General features: G+C 68.4%; 8 protein-coding genes. 4 read left to right on the forward strand and 4 right to left on the reverse strand.

The window, feature by feature from the left end:
• Positions 1 to 102: 102 nt before the first annotated feature.
• The 4 genes from RR1_RS13755 to RR1_RS13770 all read left to right on the forward strand — a co-directional run bounded on the left by RR1_RS13755 (position 103) and on the right by RR1_RS13770 (position 4,268).
• Positions 103 to 756, forward strand: a complete 654-nt coding sequence (locus tag RR1_RS13755) for a TetR/AcrR family transcriptional regulator (RefSeq protein WP_010838085.1) — start codon at positions 103 to 105, stop codon at positions 754 to 756.
• Positions 757 to 893: 137 nt separating this feature from the next.
• The gene (locus RR1_RS22915; RefSeq protein ID WP_010838086.1) at positions 894 to 1,673 is read left to right on the forward strand and encodes a hypothetical protein; all 780 of its coding nucleotides are present in this window, start codon (positions 894 to 896) and stop codon (positions 1,671 to 1,673) included.
• Between the two features lie 4 nt (positions 1,674 to 1,677).
• On the forward strand, positions 1,678 to 2,709 hold the full coding sequence (locus RR1_RS13765) for an isopenicillin N synthase family dioxygenase (protein WP_010838087.1): 1,032 nt from the start codon (positions 1,678 to 1,680) through the stop codon (positions 2,707 to 2,709).
• Between the two features lie 68 nt (positions 2,710 to 2,777).
• Positions 2,778 to 4,268: a high affinity choline transporter 1 gene (locus RR1_RS13770; RefSeq protein WP_010838088.1), complete on the forward strand. Its 1,491-nt coding sequence runs from the start codon at positions 2,778 to 2,780 to the stop codon at positions 4,266 to 4,268.
• A gap of 76 nt (positions 4,269 to 4,344) precedes the next feature.
• Here RR1_RS13770 and RR1_RS13775 read toward each other — a convergent pair whose 3' ends face one another.
• From RR1_RS13775 to RR1_RS13790, 4 genes are all read right to left on the reverse strand, one after another.
• Positions 4,345 to 5,892: an acyl-CoA carboxylase subunit beta gene (locus RR1_RS13775; RefSeq protein WP_010838089.1), complete on the reverse strand. Its 1,548-nt coding sequence runs from the start codon at positions 5,890 to 5,892 to the stop codon at positions 4,345 to 4,347.
• Complete coding sequence (pks13, locus tag RR1_RS13780; protein ID WP_010838090.1) at positions 5,889 to 10,865, reverse strand: polyketide synthase Pks13; 4,977 nt, start codon at positions 10,863 to 10,865, stop codon at positions 5,889 to 5,891. Before pks13 ends, RR1_RS13775 begins: the two co-directional genes overlap by 4 nt.
• A gap of 189 nt (positions 10,866 to 11,054) precedes the next feature.
• Positions 11,055 to 12,956, reverse strand: coding sequence for a long-chain-fatty-acid--AMP ligase FadD32 (gene fadD32, locus RR1_RS13785; protein ID WP_010838092.1), 1,902 nt, complete (start codon positions 12,954 to 12,956; stop codon positions 11,055 to 11,057).
• A 232-nt stretch (positions 12,957 to 13,188) separates the two neighbouring features.
• The gene (locus RR1_RS13790) at positions 13,189 to 14,181 is read right to left on the reverse strand and encodes an LLM class F420-dependent oxidoreductase (protein ID WP_040772996.1); all 993 of its coding nucleotides are present in this window, start codon (positions 14,179 to 14,181) and stop codon (positions 13,189 to 13,191) included.
• Positions 14,182 to 14,284: the final 103 nt, after the last annotated feature.

Genomic DNA, 14,284 nt, shown 5'->3' on the forward strand with positions numbered 1-14,284 from the left:
GAGCGGCGTGTCACCGCAGTCTCCCCGATGTAAAGCCTGAGTTAACCGGCGCGACAGTGCCCCTCGCCGGGATCCACCGCGTTCCCGACGTACTATCGGGCGATGGCCCGTCGTGGACAACCCCGCGCTGCAGGTCCTTCCGTCAGCGGACTGTCGACGGAACAGGAGATCCTGCACGCTGCCGCATGCCTGTTCTGCACCGAGGGGTACGGCAGCGTCAGCACCTACAAGATCGCCGCGGCCGCACGCGTGTCGCAAGCCACGATGTACCACTACTTCTCGGGCAAGCACGCCATTCTGCTCACCCTGCTGCTCGACACCGTCAAGCCGAGCGTCGGCTTCGCGGAGAGCCTGGTGGACCGCACCGAGAGCCCGGAAGCCCGGCTGTGGGCGCTCTGCGCGTTCGACACCACACTGCTCGTGTCGGGCGACGAGAATCTCGGCTCCCTCTACCTGCTGCCCGAGCTCGGCGACGAACGCTTCGAGTCCTTCCACGTCGAGCGCACACGCCTGCGTTCGGTGTACAACGCGCTGGTCACGCAGTGCCCGGACGTCACGGCGCCGATGGCGGCGGATCTCTCGGATCTCGTGTTCGGGCTCGTCGAGAGTGCGATCCTGCGTCGCCGCCTCGACAACGCCGTCGATGCCGCGTTTGCGGCCCGCACCGCAGACGCGGCACTGCGCGTCATCGGCGTCGGCGCCGTCGCGGCAGTGGAGGCCGCGCGTGCCGGCCACGCGATACTCACCGACGGATAGTGCTCTATATCTCTGCCGTACAACAGTTTTCACTCCGATTGCTCGTTCGATGATGCGCCCGGCCGAGCTGCAGACGTAATCAGCCTTTTACGGAGCGGAAACCGGAACGGACGCGATCGCCAGTAGTTTTCTGTCGTATGACAGGTATTCCGACACCTGCCGCTTCCCCGGCGATCCAGCCCACCGCCACGGACCTCACGGGATCCGTGCTCATCCGCACGCTCTTCACACAAGGCTCGTACGTCGACGACACGAGCACGGTCGAATGGGTCCAGGGACCCGCCTGGTTCTGCGACGTCCGCCGGCCCGCCGACTTCGTCCGACCGCGCGGCACATGCCTGCGCCGGATGGAGCGCACGGATCTCGCCGAACTCGCCCGCCAGGAAGGCTTCGCAGGACGACTCACCGACCGCGCCGCATCGGGCACGATCCCCGCACACGTCGAGTGGTCCCACGTCGTCGACCTGCATCCCGGCGCCGCCGTCGACGCCGGAACACTCGAGTACGGACCGGACCACCTGATCGAACGTGGCGTTCACGCCGACTACCTCGAGCACTGGACGGAGCGCGCACGCGGAGACGCGGAGGCGCACCGGCTGACCGACACCGAGAACGGCGCCGACGGCGTGCTCGTCCGCGTCGGCGACCGCTTCGGCTGGGCGCGCGGGCATCCGCCGCGCACCATCGGCCGGGCAGATCCCGATGCCGCACTGCGCGACGCGCAGGACGCACTCGACTGCGAGATCGCGCTCGGTGACATCGTCGGCGACGCCTGGACCATCACCTTCTCCACGCTTCCCTTCCGCGAAGGAACCCGCCTCGACCCCCGCTTCCACCCGGGCGGAGCCACGACAGCAAACCTCGACCCCGACGGTGCCCCGTACACCCGGACCTGGGTCGCCGCGAACCAGGAGTGACCCCGTGACCGACACCTTCACCTCCATCCCCGTCGTCGACATCTCGCGGCTCCGATCCGCCGACGCCGCCGAACGTGCCGCATGTGCACGTGAACTCGGTTCCGCCGCACGCGAAGTCGGATTCGCCCAGGTCGTCGGGCACGGCATCACCCCCGAGACGTTCGACGCCATGCTGACCGCGACGACACGCTTCTTCGCACAGAGCACCGACGACAAGATGTCGGTGTACATCGGCAACTCGACGAACCATCGGGGCTACGTTCCCGCAGGCGAAGAGGTCTTCGCGGGCGCGACTCCGGACCTCAAAGAGGCGTACGACCTCTCGATCGACCTTCCCTCCGACGACGCGCGTTACGTCGCCGGCAACCCGCTGCTCGGCCCCAACCAGTGGCCCGCACTCGACGACTTCGCCGAGCCGGTCGCGCGTTACTACGACGCAGTCTTCGAGGTCGGGCGCCACGTCCTACGTGCCTTCGCGCTCGCCCTCGGCGAGTCCGAGGACGCCTTCGACCGTTTCGTGACGACACCACCTGCGCAGCTCCGTCTCATCCACTACCCCCACGACGACTCCGCGCACGATCGGCCCGGCATCGGCGCCCACACCGACTACGAGGTCTTCACTCTGCTGCGTCCCACCGCTCCCGGCCTACAGGTTCTGGGCGGGGACGGCGAATGGATCGACGTTCCGTATCGCGAGGACGCGCTCGTCCTCAACACCGGTGATCTGCTGGAGATCTGGACTGGTGGTGAGTTCGTCGCCACGTCGCATCGGGTTCGCAAGGTCGCGACCGAACGCTATTCGTTCCCGCTGTTCTTCAACGTCGACTACGACACGCGGATCGAGCCGCTGCCCCGATTCGCCGGTGCTAGCGAGGAATACGGCTCCGTCGTCGCCGGCGACCATCTCTTCGCGCAGACGGCACAGAGTTTCGAGTATCTGCGCCGCCGCGTCGCGGAGGGCGCGATCGCGCTTCCCGGCGACGCACGTCCGCTCTATTCGCTCGGGCGCGAAGCCGCACGCGCCGCCCACGCCTGACCTCACTCCACCACGCACTCTCGGACCCGCCGCCGTGTCCGACGACACTCCTCCCGATCGGAGCACCCATGATCATCACCGGAGTCGCGATCTGTCTCGCGCTCGTCGTCGCCGTCGGCTTCTATTCGACGCGGCGGGTACGCGGCGAGACCGATAACTTCCTCGTCGCGGGCCGCTCGCTCGGCACTCCCGTCGTCGCCGTGCTGCTCATGTCGCAGGTCGTCGACTCCAATGCGACACTCGGGAGTGCCGACCTCGCCGCGAGTTTCGGGTTCTGGGCGGGTGCAGCAATGCCCATCGGTGTCGCCCTCGCCGTTCTTCTCGTGGGTCTCGCGTTCGCGAAGAAGCTGCGCCGCACCGAGATCGTCACGCTCCCCGAGTTCTTCGCGTCACGCTTCGGCCGCGGGACCGAGGTCACGGCATCGCTGCTCACCGTGATGAGCTTCGGCATCCTCCTCGCCGGCAACCTCGTCGCCCTCGGCTTCCTGCTCGAGTTCTTCGTCGGCATCAGCTACACGTGGGCCGTTCTCGCCCTGATTCCGTTCGCGCTCGCCTACACGATGGCGGGCGGAATGTTCGCGAGCGTCTACACCGGCATGGTGCAGTTCGCTGTGCTGGCCGTGGGCAGCGCGGCACTCGTCGTGTGGGTCGCCACCGGACCCGGCTTCTCCGCCGAGCCCGGACTCGGCGTCGGTGATCTGAGCCAGCTCACCAGCGCCGCCGAAGGTGCCGCGATCAACTGGGCGACGATCGTCGCCCTCGGCCTCGGCAACCTCGTCGCGATCGACCTCATGCAGCGAGTGTTCTCGGCGAAGTCGCCGGAGATCGCACAGCGGGCGTGCTTCTCGGCAGCGGCAGGAATCCTCATCGTCTGTGTCCCACTGTCGCTCGTCGCGGTCGCTGCAGTTTCCATCGTCGGCGCCGACGCCGCACACGGACCGATTCTCTACGTCCTGCTCGGCGAGTACGCACCGACCTGGCTGGCGATCGTCGTCATCTCGGGGCTCGTCATCGCGTCGCTCACGACGGTCAGCGGCATCCTGCTCTCCACCGCGAGCGTCCTGGTGCGCAACGTGCTTCGCATCGGCGGCAACAGCGGCGCGATGTCCGCGGACGTCATGAAGGCGACGCGCTTCGCGATGATCCCGATGGCCGCGCTGGGTGCCGTCGTCGCACTGCGCGTGCCGCAGACCGGCATCCTGCTGACGCTCACGTTCGATCTGCTGCTCGCGAGCATCGTCGCACCGTTCATCCTGGGGCTGTACTGGAAGCGCGGCGACGCCCGTGCCGTCGCCGCCGCCGTCGTCGCCGGAATCTCGGTGCGCATCGGGTTCTTCGTCCTCACCCCGACGATCTACGGCGTCGACAACACGCTGCTGTACATCCCCAACGATCTCGTCGGCCCGTCCGTCGACGGCTGGACGACCTTCCTCGCCGCCGGAGTGTCGTTCGCCGCGTACATCCTCGTCGCGGCGACGACGACGCGCCGCACCGACGAGCCCGCAACGACCGCCGCGCCGGCACCGGTCTCGCACGCTCCCGCGACCGTCCGGGTGTAGGCGGCTTCGCCGCTCGTGAGTGATCTTTCGGCATGGGGACCGGAAAGTCGCTCACGAGCGCGCAGCGCCTACGCTCCTACAGCGGCATCAGATGGTGCTTGCGCGGGTTGCGCTCGACCTGCTTGTCGCGGAGCAGGCGCAGCGCCTTGCGGATCTCGAGGCGGGTGTTCGACGGCTCGATCACGGCGTCGATGTAGCCGCGCTCGGCCGCGATGTACGGCGTCGCGACGTGCTCGTTGTAGAAGTTGATCAGCTGCTGACGCACGGCCGGCGCGTTCTCCCCCGCCGCCTCGATCTGGCGGCGGCCGATGATGCTCACGGCACTCTCGGCTCCCATCACCGCGATCCGGGCCGTCGGCCACGCCAGGTTGATGTCGGCGCCGAGCTGCTTGCTGCCCATGACGGCGTACCCGCCGCCGTACGACTTGCGGACGACGACGGTCACCTTCGGGACGGTGGCTTCGACGAACGAGAAGATGAACCGGCCACCACGTTTGATGACGCCGATCTTCTCCTGCTCGACACCCGGCAGGAATCCCGGCGTGTCGACGACGAACACGAGCGGAATCTCGTACGCGTCGCAGATGCGGACGAAGTGCGCGGCCTTGTCCGAACTCGCGGCGTCCAGCGCACCCGACAGGAACATCGGCTGATTCGCGACGACGCCCACCGAACGACCGTCGACACGTGCGAGACCCGTGATGATGTTCGGCGCGACCTGTCCGCCGATCTCGTGCAGCGTGCCGTCGTCGAAGATGCGCAGCAGAATGTCGTGCATGTCGTACCCGGCGTTGTCCGCGTCGGGCATGAACGAGTCGAGAGTCCGGTCCGACTCGGTGATCTCGGGCTCGAGGCCCGGATTCACGATCGGCGGATGCTCCTGGCAGCTCGACGGCATGAAGCCCAGGTACTCGCGCACCCACTCGAACGCGGCCTTCTCGTCGGGCGCGACGTGGTGGATGTTGCCGTATTCGGCCTGCTTGCGGGCACTTCCGAGGTCTTCGAGGCTGATGTCCTCGCCCGTCACCGACTTGATCACGTCGGGACCGGTGACGAACATGTACGCCTCCTCGGTCGCGACGACGATGTCGGTGTTGATCGGTGCGTACACCGCACCGCCCGCGCACTTTCCGAGGATGATCGAGATCTGCGGGCACATGCCCGACAGCGGCTCCTGCCGTCGGCCGAGCTCCGCGTACCACGCGAGGGAGGTCACGGCGTCCTGGACGCGTGCGCCGCCCGAGTCGTTGATGCCGACGCACGGGCAACCGATCTTCGCCGCGAACTCCATGATGCCGGCCACCTTTCGGCCGAACATCTCGCCGACGGTGCCGCCGAAGACGGTCTGATCGTGGGCGAACACCGCGACGGGCCTGCCCTCGACGGTGCCGTGCCCCGTGACGACGCCGTCGCCGTACGGATTGTTCGCATCGCCGGGCATCTTCACGAGCGCGCCGACCTCGACGAAACTGCCCGGATCGAGCAGCATGTCGATGCGCTCACGCGGGCTCGGAAGTCCCTTCGCCTTGCGCTTCTCGATCGCGCGCTCCGAACCCGGTTCCTTCGACTTCTCGAGCTTCTCGCGCAGTTCCGCGAGCTTCTCCGCCGTCGTCGTCACAGTCATCGCTGCACTCCACTTCCGGTCTCGCGGCCCGCCGAGATGCGCGCGAGCTTGGTCGTCAGGTCGGCGCCGACCTTGCCGATGTACGGCTCGTCGACCGCCTGGATGTGGTCGCCGCCGATGTGGATCACCTCGAGGTTCGCCACCGCGTCGCCCCACCCGCCGTCGGGCTTGCGGGTGCGGAACGCGGGCTCGAGTTCCATCGCGTCCTCGTGATACGAGTCCGCCATGTAGAGCACGACGTCGCCGTCGTACGGTTCGACCGTCGCGGTCTGGATCGCCCGGTTGTCGAGCCAGCTCGTGCGCTGATGCTCGATGATGCCGCCGGGAATCTTGGTGCCGCTCATCTTGAGCAGGTCGGTGAGGATCTTGATCTGCTCCTCGTCGGACTCCGCGGCCGCGAGCTGGTCGTACGGCAGCGGGTAGTCCACGCCGTACGTCTTCTTCGCGAACTTCGCGTACCGCTGCCAGCGCTTGCGGATCTCGTCGGGCGTGTCCGGCACCTGCTCGCCCGCCATCACCGTGTCGATGAGGCCGACGACGGCGACGTCACGTCCCTTGTCGCGCAACAGCTTCGCGACGGCGTACGCGAGGACACCACCCAGCGACCAGCCGTACAGTACGTACGGGCCGTCGCCCTGAATCTCCTCGACGAGCGGGAGGTAGACCTTCGCACGCTCCTCGATCGGCCCTTCGGTCCGCTCGAGGCCGTACATCGGGGTGTCGGCCGGCAGCCGCTTGAGCAGCGGCTCGTACGCGACCGTCGAACCGCCCGCGGGATGGAACACGAAGACGGGCACGGCATTCGATCCCTCGGGACGCTCGCGCAGCGTGCGCACGAGGCCGTCGATCTTGCCGCCGTCCTCGAGGAAGGCGCGCACGACGGTCGCGAGTTCCTCGATCGTCGTCGCGTCGAGCACGTCGTCGAAGGTGATCTCTCCGCCCGACCGCTCGGTCAGCCGCGCCGCGAGGGCTTCCGCCTTGTCGTCGGTGAGGATGGGCAGCGGATTGAAGATGCCCTTCGCCGACTCGCCCGTCACGACGGCCCACGTCGCGAAGGTGAGCCGCTCGGCGGCGTCACGCGGCGGGACGTCGGAGCCGGTCGCCGTCGCGAATGCCTCCTTGGTCGCCATCATCGACTGCTGCGCACCGACACCCACCGGAGCCTCGGGAGCTGCGGTCTCGCTCGCCTCGGCTACGGGCGCATCCGCGACAGGAGCATCCGACACCGGCGCATCGGGCGTATCCGTGTTCTCCGCTGCCAGCTCGGCCTGCTTCTCGGCTTCCTTCTCCGCGGCCTGCTTGTCGGCGAGTGCCTGCACCTCGTCGCGATTCTCGACGGCGTACCGCAGGTACTTGCCGACCTCACGGAGATTCGCGTCGCGCACGGCCTGCAGCTGCAGCTGCGGAATGTCGAACTCGTACTCGACGCGGTTCTTGATCCGCACCGCCATGAGCGAGTCGAGGCCGAGCTCGATGAGCGCGATCTCCTCCGGAAGATCTTCGGGCGCATAGCCCATCGACTCCGCGACGATGAGCGCGAGCCGCTCCTCGAGCGTCTGACTGCCGTTCGGATCCCACTTCTCGCCGCCGATGTCCTCGACCACCTCGGGGAGCTCGACGACGTCCTCGGCCGATACCGGCACCGGAGGTGCGATCGCGGGCTCCGCGAGCGGCTCGCCCGCCGTCACGACGGCCTCACGCACGAGCGTGAACTCGGTCCCGGCCTTCGCGTGCACCTGGATCGACGCACCACCCGGATGCGGGCTCAGCGTCGTCGTGAGCGTCCCGGCCGCCGGCACGTCACCCCGCGCGACCGACGCCGTCAGCGTGACGTCCGAGAGCACCTGCGCCGCAGCAGCTCTCACCAGAACGTCGACGTCGGTGACGACGTCGGCGCGCACCTCCCACACGTGGCGGCCGTCGGGCAGTGCGACGTGCGATCCCGGGACGCGTCCCTCACCGCTCGTCGAGACGACGGTATCGAGCCAGTAGGACTTGCGGACGAACGCCGTCCGCGGGATCTCCGCGAATCCCCCTGCGGGAAGCAGTGTTCCGAGATCGACGGCGTGCCCGTGCACGTACAACTGCGCGAACGCGGTGTACATGCCGAGGACGTCGTCCTCCTTGCGCTTGAGGGTCTGAATCAGCTGCATGTCGTGCAGGCCCGCCGCATACGCGCTCGCCGCGACCGACATGAGGGCCGCGGGGTTCGGCGCCAGCTCGACGAACGTGCTGTGCCCGTTGCCGACGGCGAGACGCACCGCGTTGTCGAAGTACACGCTGTAGCGCATGCCCTTCGTCCAGTAGTCCTCGACGTGGATCGGGTCGTGGCCCGGCCGGTAGAAGGTGTCCTTGTCGACGGACGAGTACACGCCGAGCTTCGGCGACGACGGCTCCAGACCGGCGAGTTCTGCGGCGAACTCGCCCAGGATCGGATCGACCTGCGACGTGTGGCTCGCGCCCTTCGTCTGGAGGATCCGCGCGAACTTCTCGGTCGACTCCGCCTGCGCGACGATCGCCTCGACGTCCGGCTGCGGACCACCGATGACGGTGTGCGTCGGCGCCGCGTACACGCAGACCTCGAGCTTCGGGTACGACGGCAGCAGCGCCTCGATCTCGTCGGCGCTGTACTCGACGATCGCCATGAGGCGGATGTCGTCGCCCTGCAACGTCGATTCGCCCTCGCCCATCAGACGCGAGCGCGAGCAGATGACCCGCACGGCGTCCTCGAGCGAGAGACCGCCCGAGATGTACGCCGCCGCGGCCTCGCCCATCGAATGCCCGACGACGGCTTCGGCGTCGGCGCCGTGGTGACGCAGCAACGCGGCGAGGCCGATCTGGATCGCGAAGATGCCGACCTGCGACGTCTCGACGTCGTAGTCGATCGCGTCGTCGAGGAACTTCTCCTTCATCGAGTACCCGGCCTCGAACTCGATGAGTTCGTCGACCTCGTCGATCGCCTTCGCGAACACGGGATTCTCGAGGTAGAGCTGCTTGCCCATCTTGCGGTGCTGCGAGCCGAAGCCCGAGAGCACCCACACCGGCCCCTTCGCGGCGGGCGAATCCGCCGTGAAGACACCGGGTCCCGGCTTTCCGGAGCCGATCGCGCGCAGCCCGGCGATCGCCTCGGCGCGGGTCTTCGCGACGACGACGCCGCGCGAGCGACCGTGATTGCGTCGCGCGAGGGCGCGGGCGACGTCCGCGAGCGGCGTCGTGCTGCCCGCCTCGGTCTCGAGCCAGTCGGCGAGTTCGGCGGCCGCGCGCTTACGCCGCGACGGCAGTGCACCCGACACCGGCAGCAACACGATCTCGTCGGACGCATCGGAGACTGCGGCCGGCGCAGCCACCTCGGCGGGCTCGTCCACGTCGGCGGGCCCATCCACGTCGGCGGGCTCTGGCGCCACGTACTCGCGCACGACGACGTGCGCGTTCGTTCCGCCGAAGCCGAAGCCGGACACGCCCGCGACGGCGCGCCCGCTGTAACGCGGCCACGGGCGGGTCTCGGGGATCACCTCGAGATGCGCCTGCTCGAACGGGATGTACGGGTTCGGGCCCGCGTAGTTGAGCGACGGCGGCAACTCGTCGTGCTGCATCGACAGCACGACCTTGATGAGGCCCGCGGCACCCGCCGCGGCCTCGAGATGCCCGAAGTTCGTCTTTGCCGAGCCCAGCAGGGCGGGCTTGTCGGCGTCACGGCCACGGCCCACGACGCGGCCGAGCGCGTCCGCCTCGATCGGGTCGCCGAGGATCGTGCCCGTGCCGTGCGCCTCGATGTAGTCGACGCCGACCGGATTGATGCCGGCATCGCGGTACGCGCTGCGCAGCACATCGACCTGCGACTCCGGGTTCGGCGCCGTGATGCCGTTCGACCGGCCGTCCTGGTTGACGGCACTACCGGCCACAACGGCGAGGATGTCGTCGCCGTCGCGCTCGGCGTCCTCGAGCCGCTTGAGGACGACGATGCCGCCGCCCTCGGCGCGGATCATGCCGTCGGCATCCGACGAGAACGCCTTGATCCGGCCGTTCTGCGCCTGCACCCCGAGCTGATCGAAGCCGAGCGTCGCGGCGGGCGCGAGCAGCATGTTGAAGCCGCCCGCGACGGCGACGTCCGACTCGCCCGACCGCAGCGAACGGACCGCCTGATGCACCGCGACCAGCGACGACGAGCACGCCGTGTCGAGAGTGAGCGACGGCCCCTGGAAGTCGTAGAAATACGACACGCGATTCGCGACGAGCGCCGTCGACGTACCGGTGAGGGCGTACGGATGCGCTCCCGCGGGATCGCTCACCGCGAGCAGCTGGTAGTCGTTCGCGGAACTGCCGAGGAACACCCCCACCCGCGAACCCTTGAGTTCGTTCGCGGGAATCCGCGCATGCTCGAGCGCCTCCCACGTCAGCTCGAGCGCGAGCCGCTGCTGCGGATCGACGTTGCGGACCTCGAGCGGCGACATCGCGAAGAACTCGGCGTCGAAACCGTCGAGCCCGTCGACGTACCCGCCCTGCGTGTTCGCGTTCGCCACCGCCGCGGCGATGACGGGATCCGCCAGGAACTCCGCCCAGCGGCCCTCGGGCAGATCGCGGATGCCGTCACGGCCGGCCGCGAGCATCTCCCACGTCGACTCGGGCGTCGCGCCCGCACCCGGCAGGCGGGTCGCGAGGCCGACGATCGCGATGTCGTGCGCGTCCGTCGTGTCGTTCGACGCGTAGAAGGCGTCGTCCACGACGTCCGCTACCTCGGGCTCGCCGTCGATGATGCGCTGCGCGAGCGACGCGATCGTCGGGTGCTGATACGCGACGGTCGCCGTGAGCGTCACGCCCACGAGCTCCTCGATCTCACCGCTCAGCGCGACGGCGTCGCGCGACGACAGCCCGAACTCCTCCATCGGCCGGTCGTCCGTGATCGCGCTCGCGGGCTGGCCCGTGACCTCCGCGACCCAGTTCCTGAGCCATTCGCGCAGCTGCGCGACCGTCATGTCCCCCTGCGAAGTGCCGTCCCGGTCCCCCGACCCGTTCGGATTGATCTCAGACATCAGCTCACCAAACTACCCGTAGTGACGAAAGCGCCCTAGTGACGGCAACGCAGTGGGACGAAACGCAGGAACGAGACGGTCCCCCTCGCGCCGAGGCGTGAGGGGGAACCGACGAGACCGGAACGGCGCGGATCACTCCGCGGCGACCTGATCCGGGAACGCCTGCTGCTGGTGACCTCCGCGCAGCGTGCCCGTGATGTAGGCGGAGCGGGTCGCGCGGCGTGCGATCTTGCCGCTCGACGTGCGCGGGATCGATCCCGCGGGAACCAGCAGGATGTCGCGGGCCGTGACGCCGTGACGCTGCGAGATCGCCGCGCGCACGGTGTCTGCGATGGGGCCGGGGTCGGCCTTGCCGGCGCCCGGCGCGCGCTCGGCGACGATCACGAGCTGCTCGGACGCGTCGTCGGCGTCGAACGAGATCCCCGAGTGGGAGTCCTCGAAGACGACCGTCGGCAGCTGGTTCGCGGGAACGGCGAACGCCGCGACGAAGCCGGGACGCAGTGCGCTGCTCGACTCCTGCGCAGAGAACTCGAGGTCCTGCGGGTAGTGGTTGCGGCCGTCGACGATGACGAGATCCTTGACGCGGCCGGTGATGTAGAGCATGCCGTCGACGTACACGCCGTAGTCGCCGGTGCGCATCCAGTTCGCGTCGGCGGGAACGCCGTCGGCGTGGGTGTTCTCCTGCCGCGACGCGAGCCGGTTGTGGAAGGTCTCGTCGGTCTCGTCCTTGCGGCCCCAGTATCCGATGCCGATGTTCGCGCCGTGCAGCCAGATCTCGCCGACGTGGCCGTCCGCGACCTCGCCGCCGGTCTCGGGGTCGACGATCGCGGCCCACTGGCTGCGGGCGACGTACCCGCACGCGACCTGCGCGACGGAGTTCGGGGTGTCCTTCTCGACCTGCTCGATACGGCCCGCACCGAGCGCGTCGCGGTCGACGTGGATGACCTTCGCCTCGTCCTCGGGACGCGTCGACGACACGAACAGCGTCGCCTCCGCCATGCCGTACGACGGCTTGATCGCCGTCTTGGGCAGGCCGTACGGCGCGAACGCGTCGTTGAACTTGCGCATCGAGGACACCGTGACGGGCTCGGAGCCGTTGATGAGACCGATGACGTTCGAGAGGTCGAGCGTCTCGCCGTTCTTCGGCAGGCCACGCGCCGCAGCGTGCTCGAACGCGAAGTTCGGGGCAGCCGCGAACGTGCCGGCGCCGTCGGAGACTGCCGCGAGCTCCTTGATCCAGCGGTAGGGCCACTGCACGAAGGCCCGCGGGCTCATGATCGTGATGTACTTGCCGCCCAGCGCCGGCAGGATCACCGTGAGCAGGCCCATGTCGTGGAACAGCGGCAACCACGTGACGCCGCGCGAGTTCTCGTTGAGGTCGATCGAGTCGGCCATCTGCAGCGCGTTCGTGCCGACCGCGCGGTGCGTGATCTCGACGCCCGCAGGGGTGCGCGTCGAACCGGACGTGTACTGCAGGTACGCGATGTCGTCGAGGGTGACCTCGGGGCGCGTCCAGGTCTCGGCGACGGTGTCGGGGATCGCGTCGACGGCGATCACGCGCGGGCGCTCCGCAGCGGGCAACGCACGGAAGAACTGGCGCACCCCCGCGGCCGACGACGTCGCGGTGAGGATCGCGGAGGGCTTGCAGTCGCCGAGGACGGCGTGCAGACGATCGGAGTGACCGGGCTCGTCCGGATCGAACAGCGGCACCGAGATGGTCCCCGCGTAGATCGCGGCGAAGAACGAGACGACGTAGTCGAGGCCCTGGGGCGCGAGGATCGCGACGCGGTCGCCGGGGTTCGTAACCTGCTGGAGGCGGGCAGCGACGGCGCGCAGCCGTACTCCGAAGCGATCCCACGTGAGTTCGTGGACCTCGCCGTCGCGCTCCCGCGAGTAGTCGATGTAACGGTAGGCGAGCTCGTTACCGTTCTTCTGTGCGTTCCGCTCGACGTAATCGATGAGAGTGTCGTCCGGCGACAACCGGAACTGACCGTTCTCGTCGAGATACTCCTCGACACCGAACTGCACGTTCATTGCTCAACTCCTCCGAAGCGATCGCACACTCGCACCCGCGACTGCGCCCCAGACTTCTCTCGCCCTATCGGATCTTCTCGTGGTACCGGCTGGTGCCGCGTACGGCTCTATGCACGTACGGCAGTGTGCACGCTGCGGGTGTCGCCACCCGAGAGGCACTCCACCGCACGACTACATCGAAATGTACCGGCGGTTATGTTACAGATCGGCATCATCTCGGTCGTTCCACGTGTCATTCCCCACGTAGCTGATCCATCACAGGAGCGAACGCGTCCATCTGCGTCGGGAAGATCCCGACGTAGGACATCGACGTCTTCTCCCGGACCATGCGGATCTGGTCGGCGATCTCCTCGAACGAACCGATCGCGAGGTACGGCGACGACAGGATGTCCTCGACGCCGAGCTTCACGTCGACCTCGATGTTCGGCGGGAAGCCCTGATCGAGGGCCGCCAACGCCATCTCCGCGGTCTGCTCGCGGTCGTCGGTGATCATGATCATCGTGATCGTCCAGTTCAGTTCGATCTCGTCGAACCGGTCACCGGCGGCCTCGCGGATCCGCTCGACACGCTCGATGGTCTTGTCCAGCGTGACACCGGAGAGCAGCAGCTTGCCCTCCTTCGACGTCGGCGTCGCGACGGAGATGATGTCCGCGTACTTCGCTGCCAGCGCGAGCATGCGCGGGCCGCCGCCGCCGACCGCGATCGGCGGTCGCGGGCCCTGGCGCGGACGCGGGCTGCCCGTGAGCCCGTTGATCGAGTAGTGCTTGCCCTCGAAGGTGCACTCCTGACCACGCAGCAGCGTGTCGAGGATCTGCAGCGACTCCTCGAGCTTCTCGATGCGCACACCCGGGCGCTCGTAGGCGATGCCGCCCTTGTCGAACTCTTCCTTCATCCACCCGGCACCGATGCCGAGTTCGAGACGACCACCCGAGAGGACGTCGATCGTCGCCGCATCCTTCGCGAGCACCGCGGGATGCCGGAAGCCGTTCGCGAGGACGGCCGTGCCGAGCCGGATCCTGTCGGTCGCGACGGCGAGCGCACCGAGCGCCGCGATCGGCCCGACCTGATTGCCGAGGTGATCCGGGATCATGAAGCTGTCGTATCCGAGTTGCTCGGCCTTCTGCGCGAGCCGCACGAACCGGCGTGCGCCGCCCTCCTCCGGGTTTCCCTCGCCACCAGCGGCGAACCGGAACCGGCGCAGGCCGCGCCCGTCGGACACAGTCATATGGAGCCTTCCTGTGGGTACGCGCTCACGCGCGATCGGCAGCACTCGCGCTCGGGGGGCGCGGAACAACGCGCCACTCTACCGCTGCGCCGCTGCCCGGCCC

Origin of the sequence: Rhodococcus rhodnii NBRC 100604 (assembly GCF_001894925.1) — a bacterium.
GTDB lineage: Bacteria > Actinomycetota > Actinomycetes > Mycobacteriales > Mycobacteriaceae > Rhodococcus_F > Rhodococcus_F rhodnii.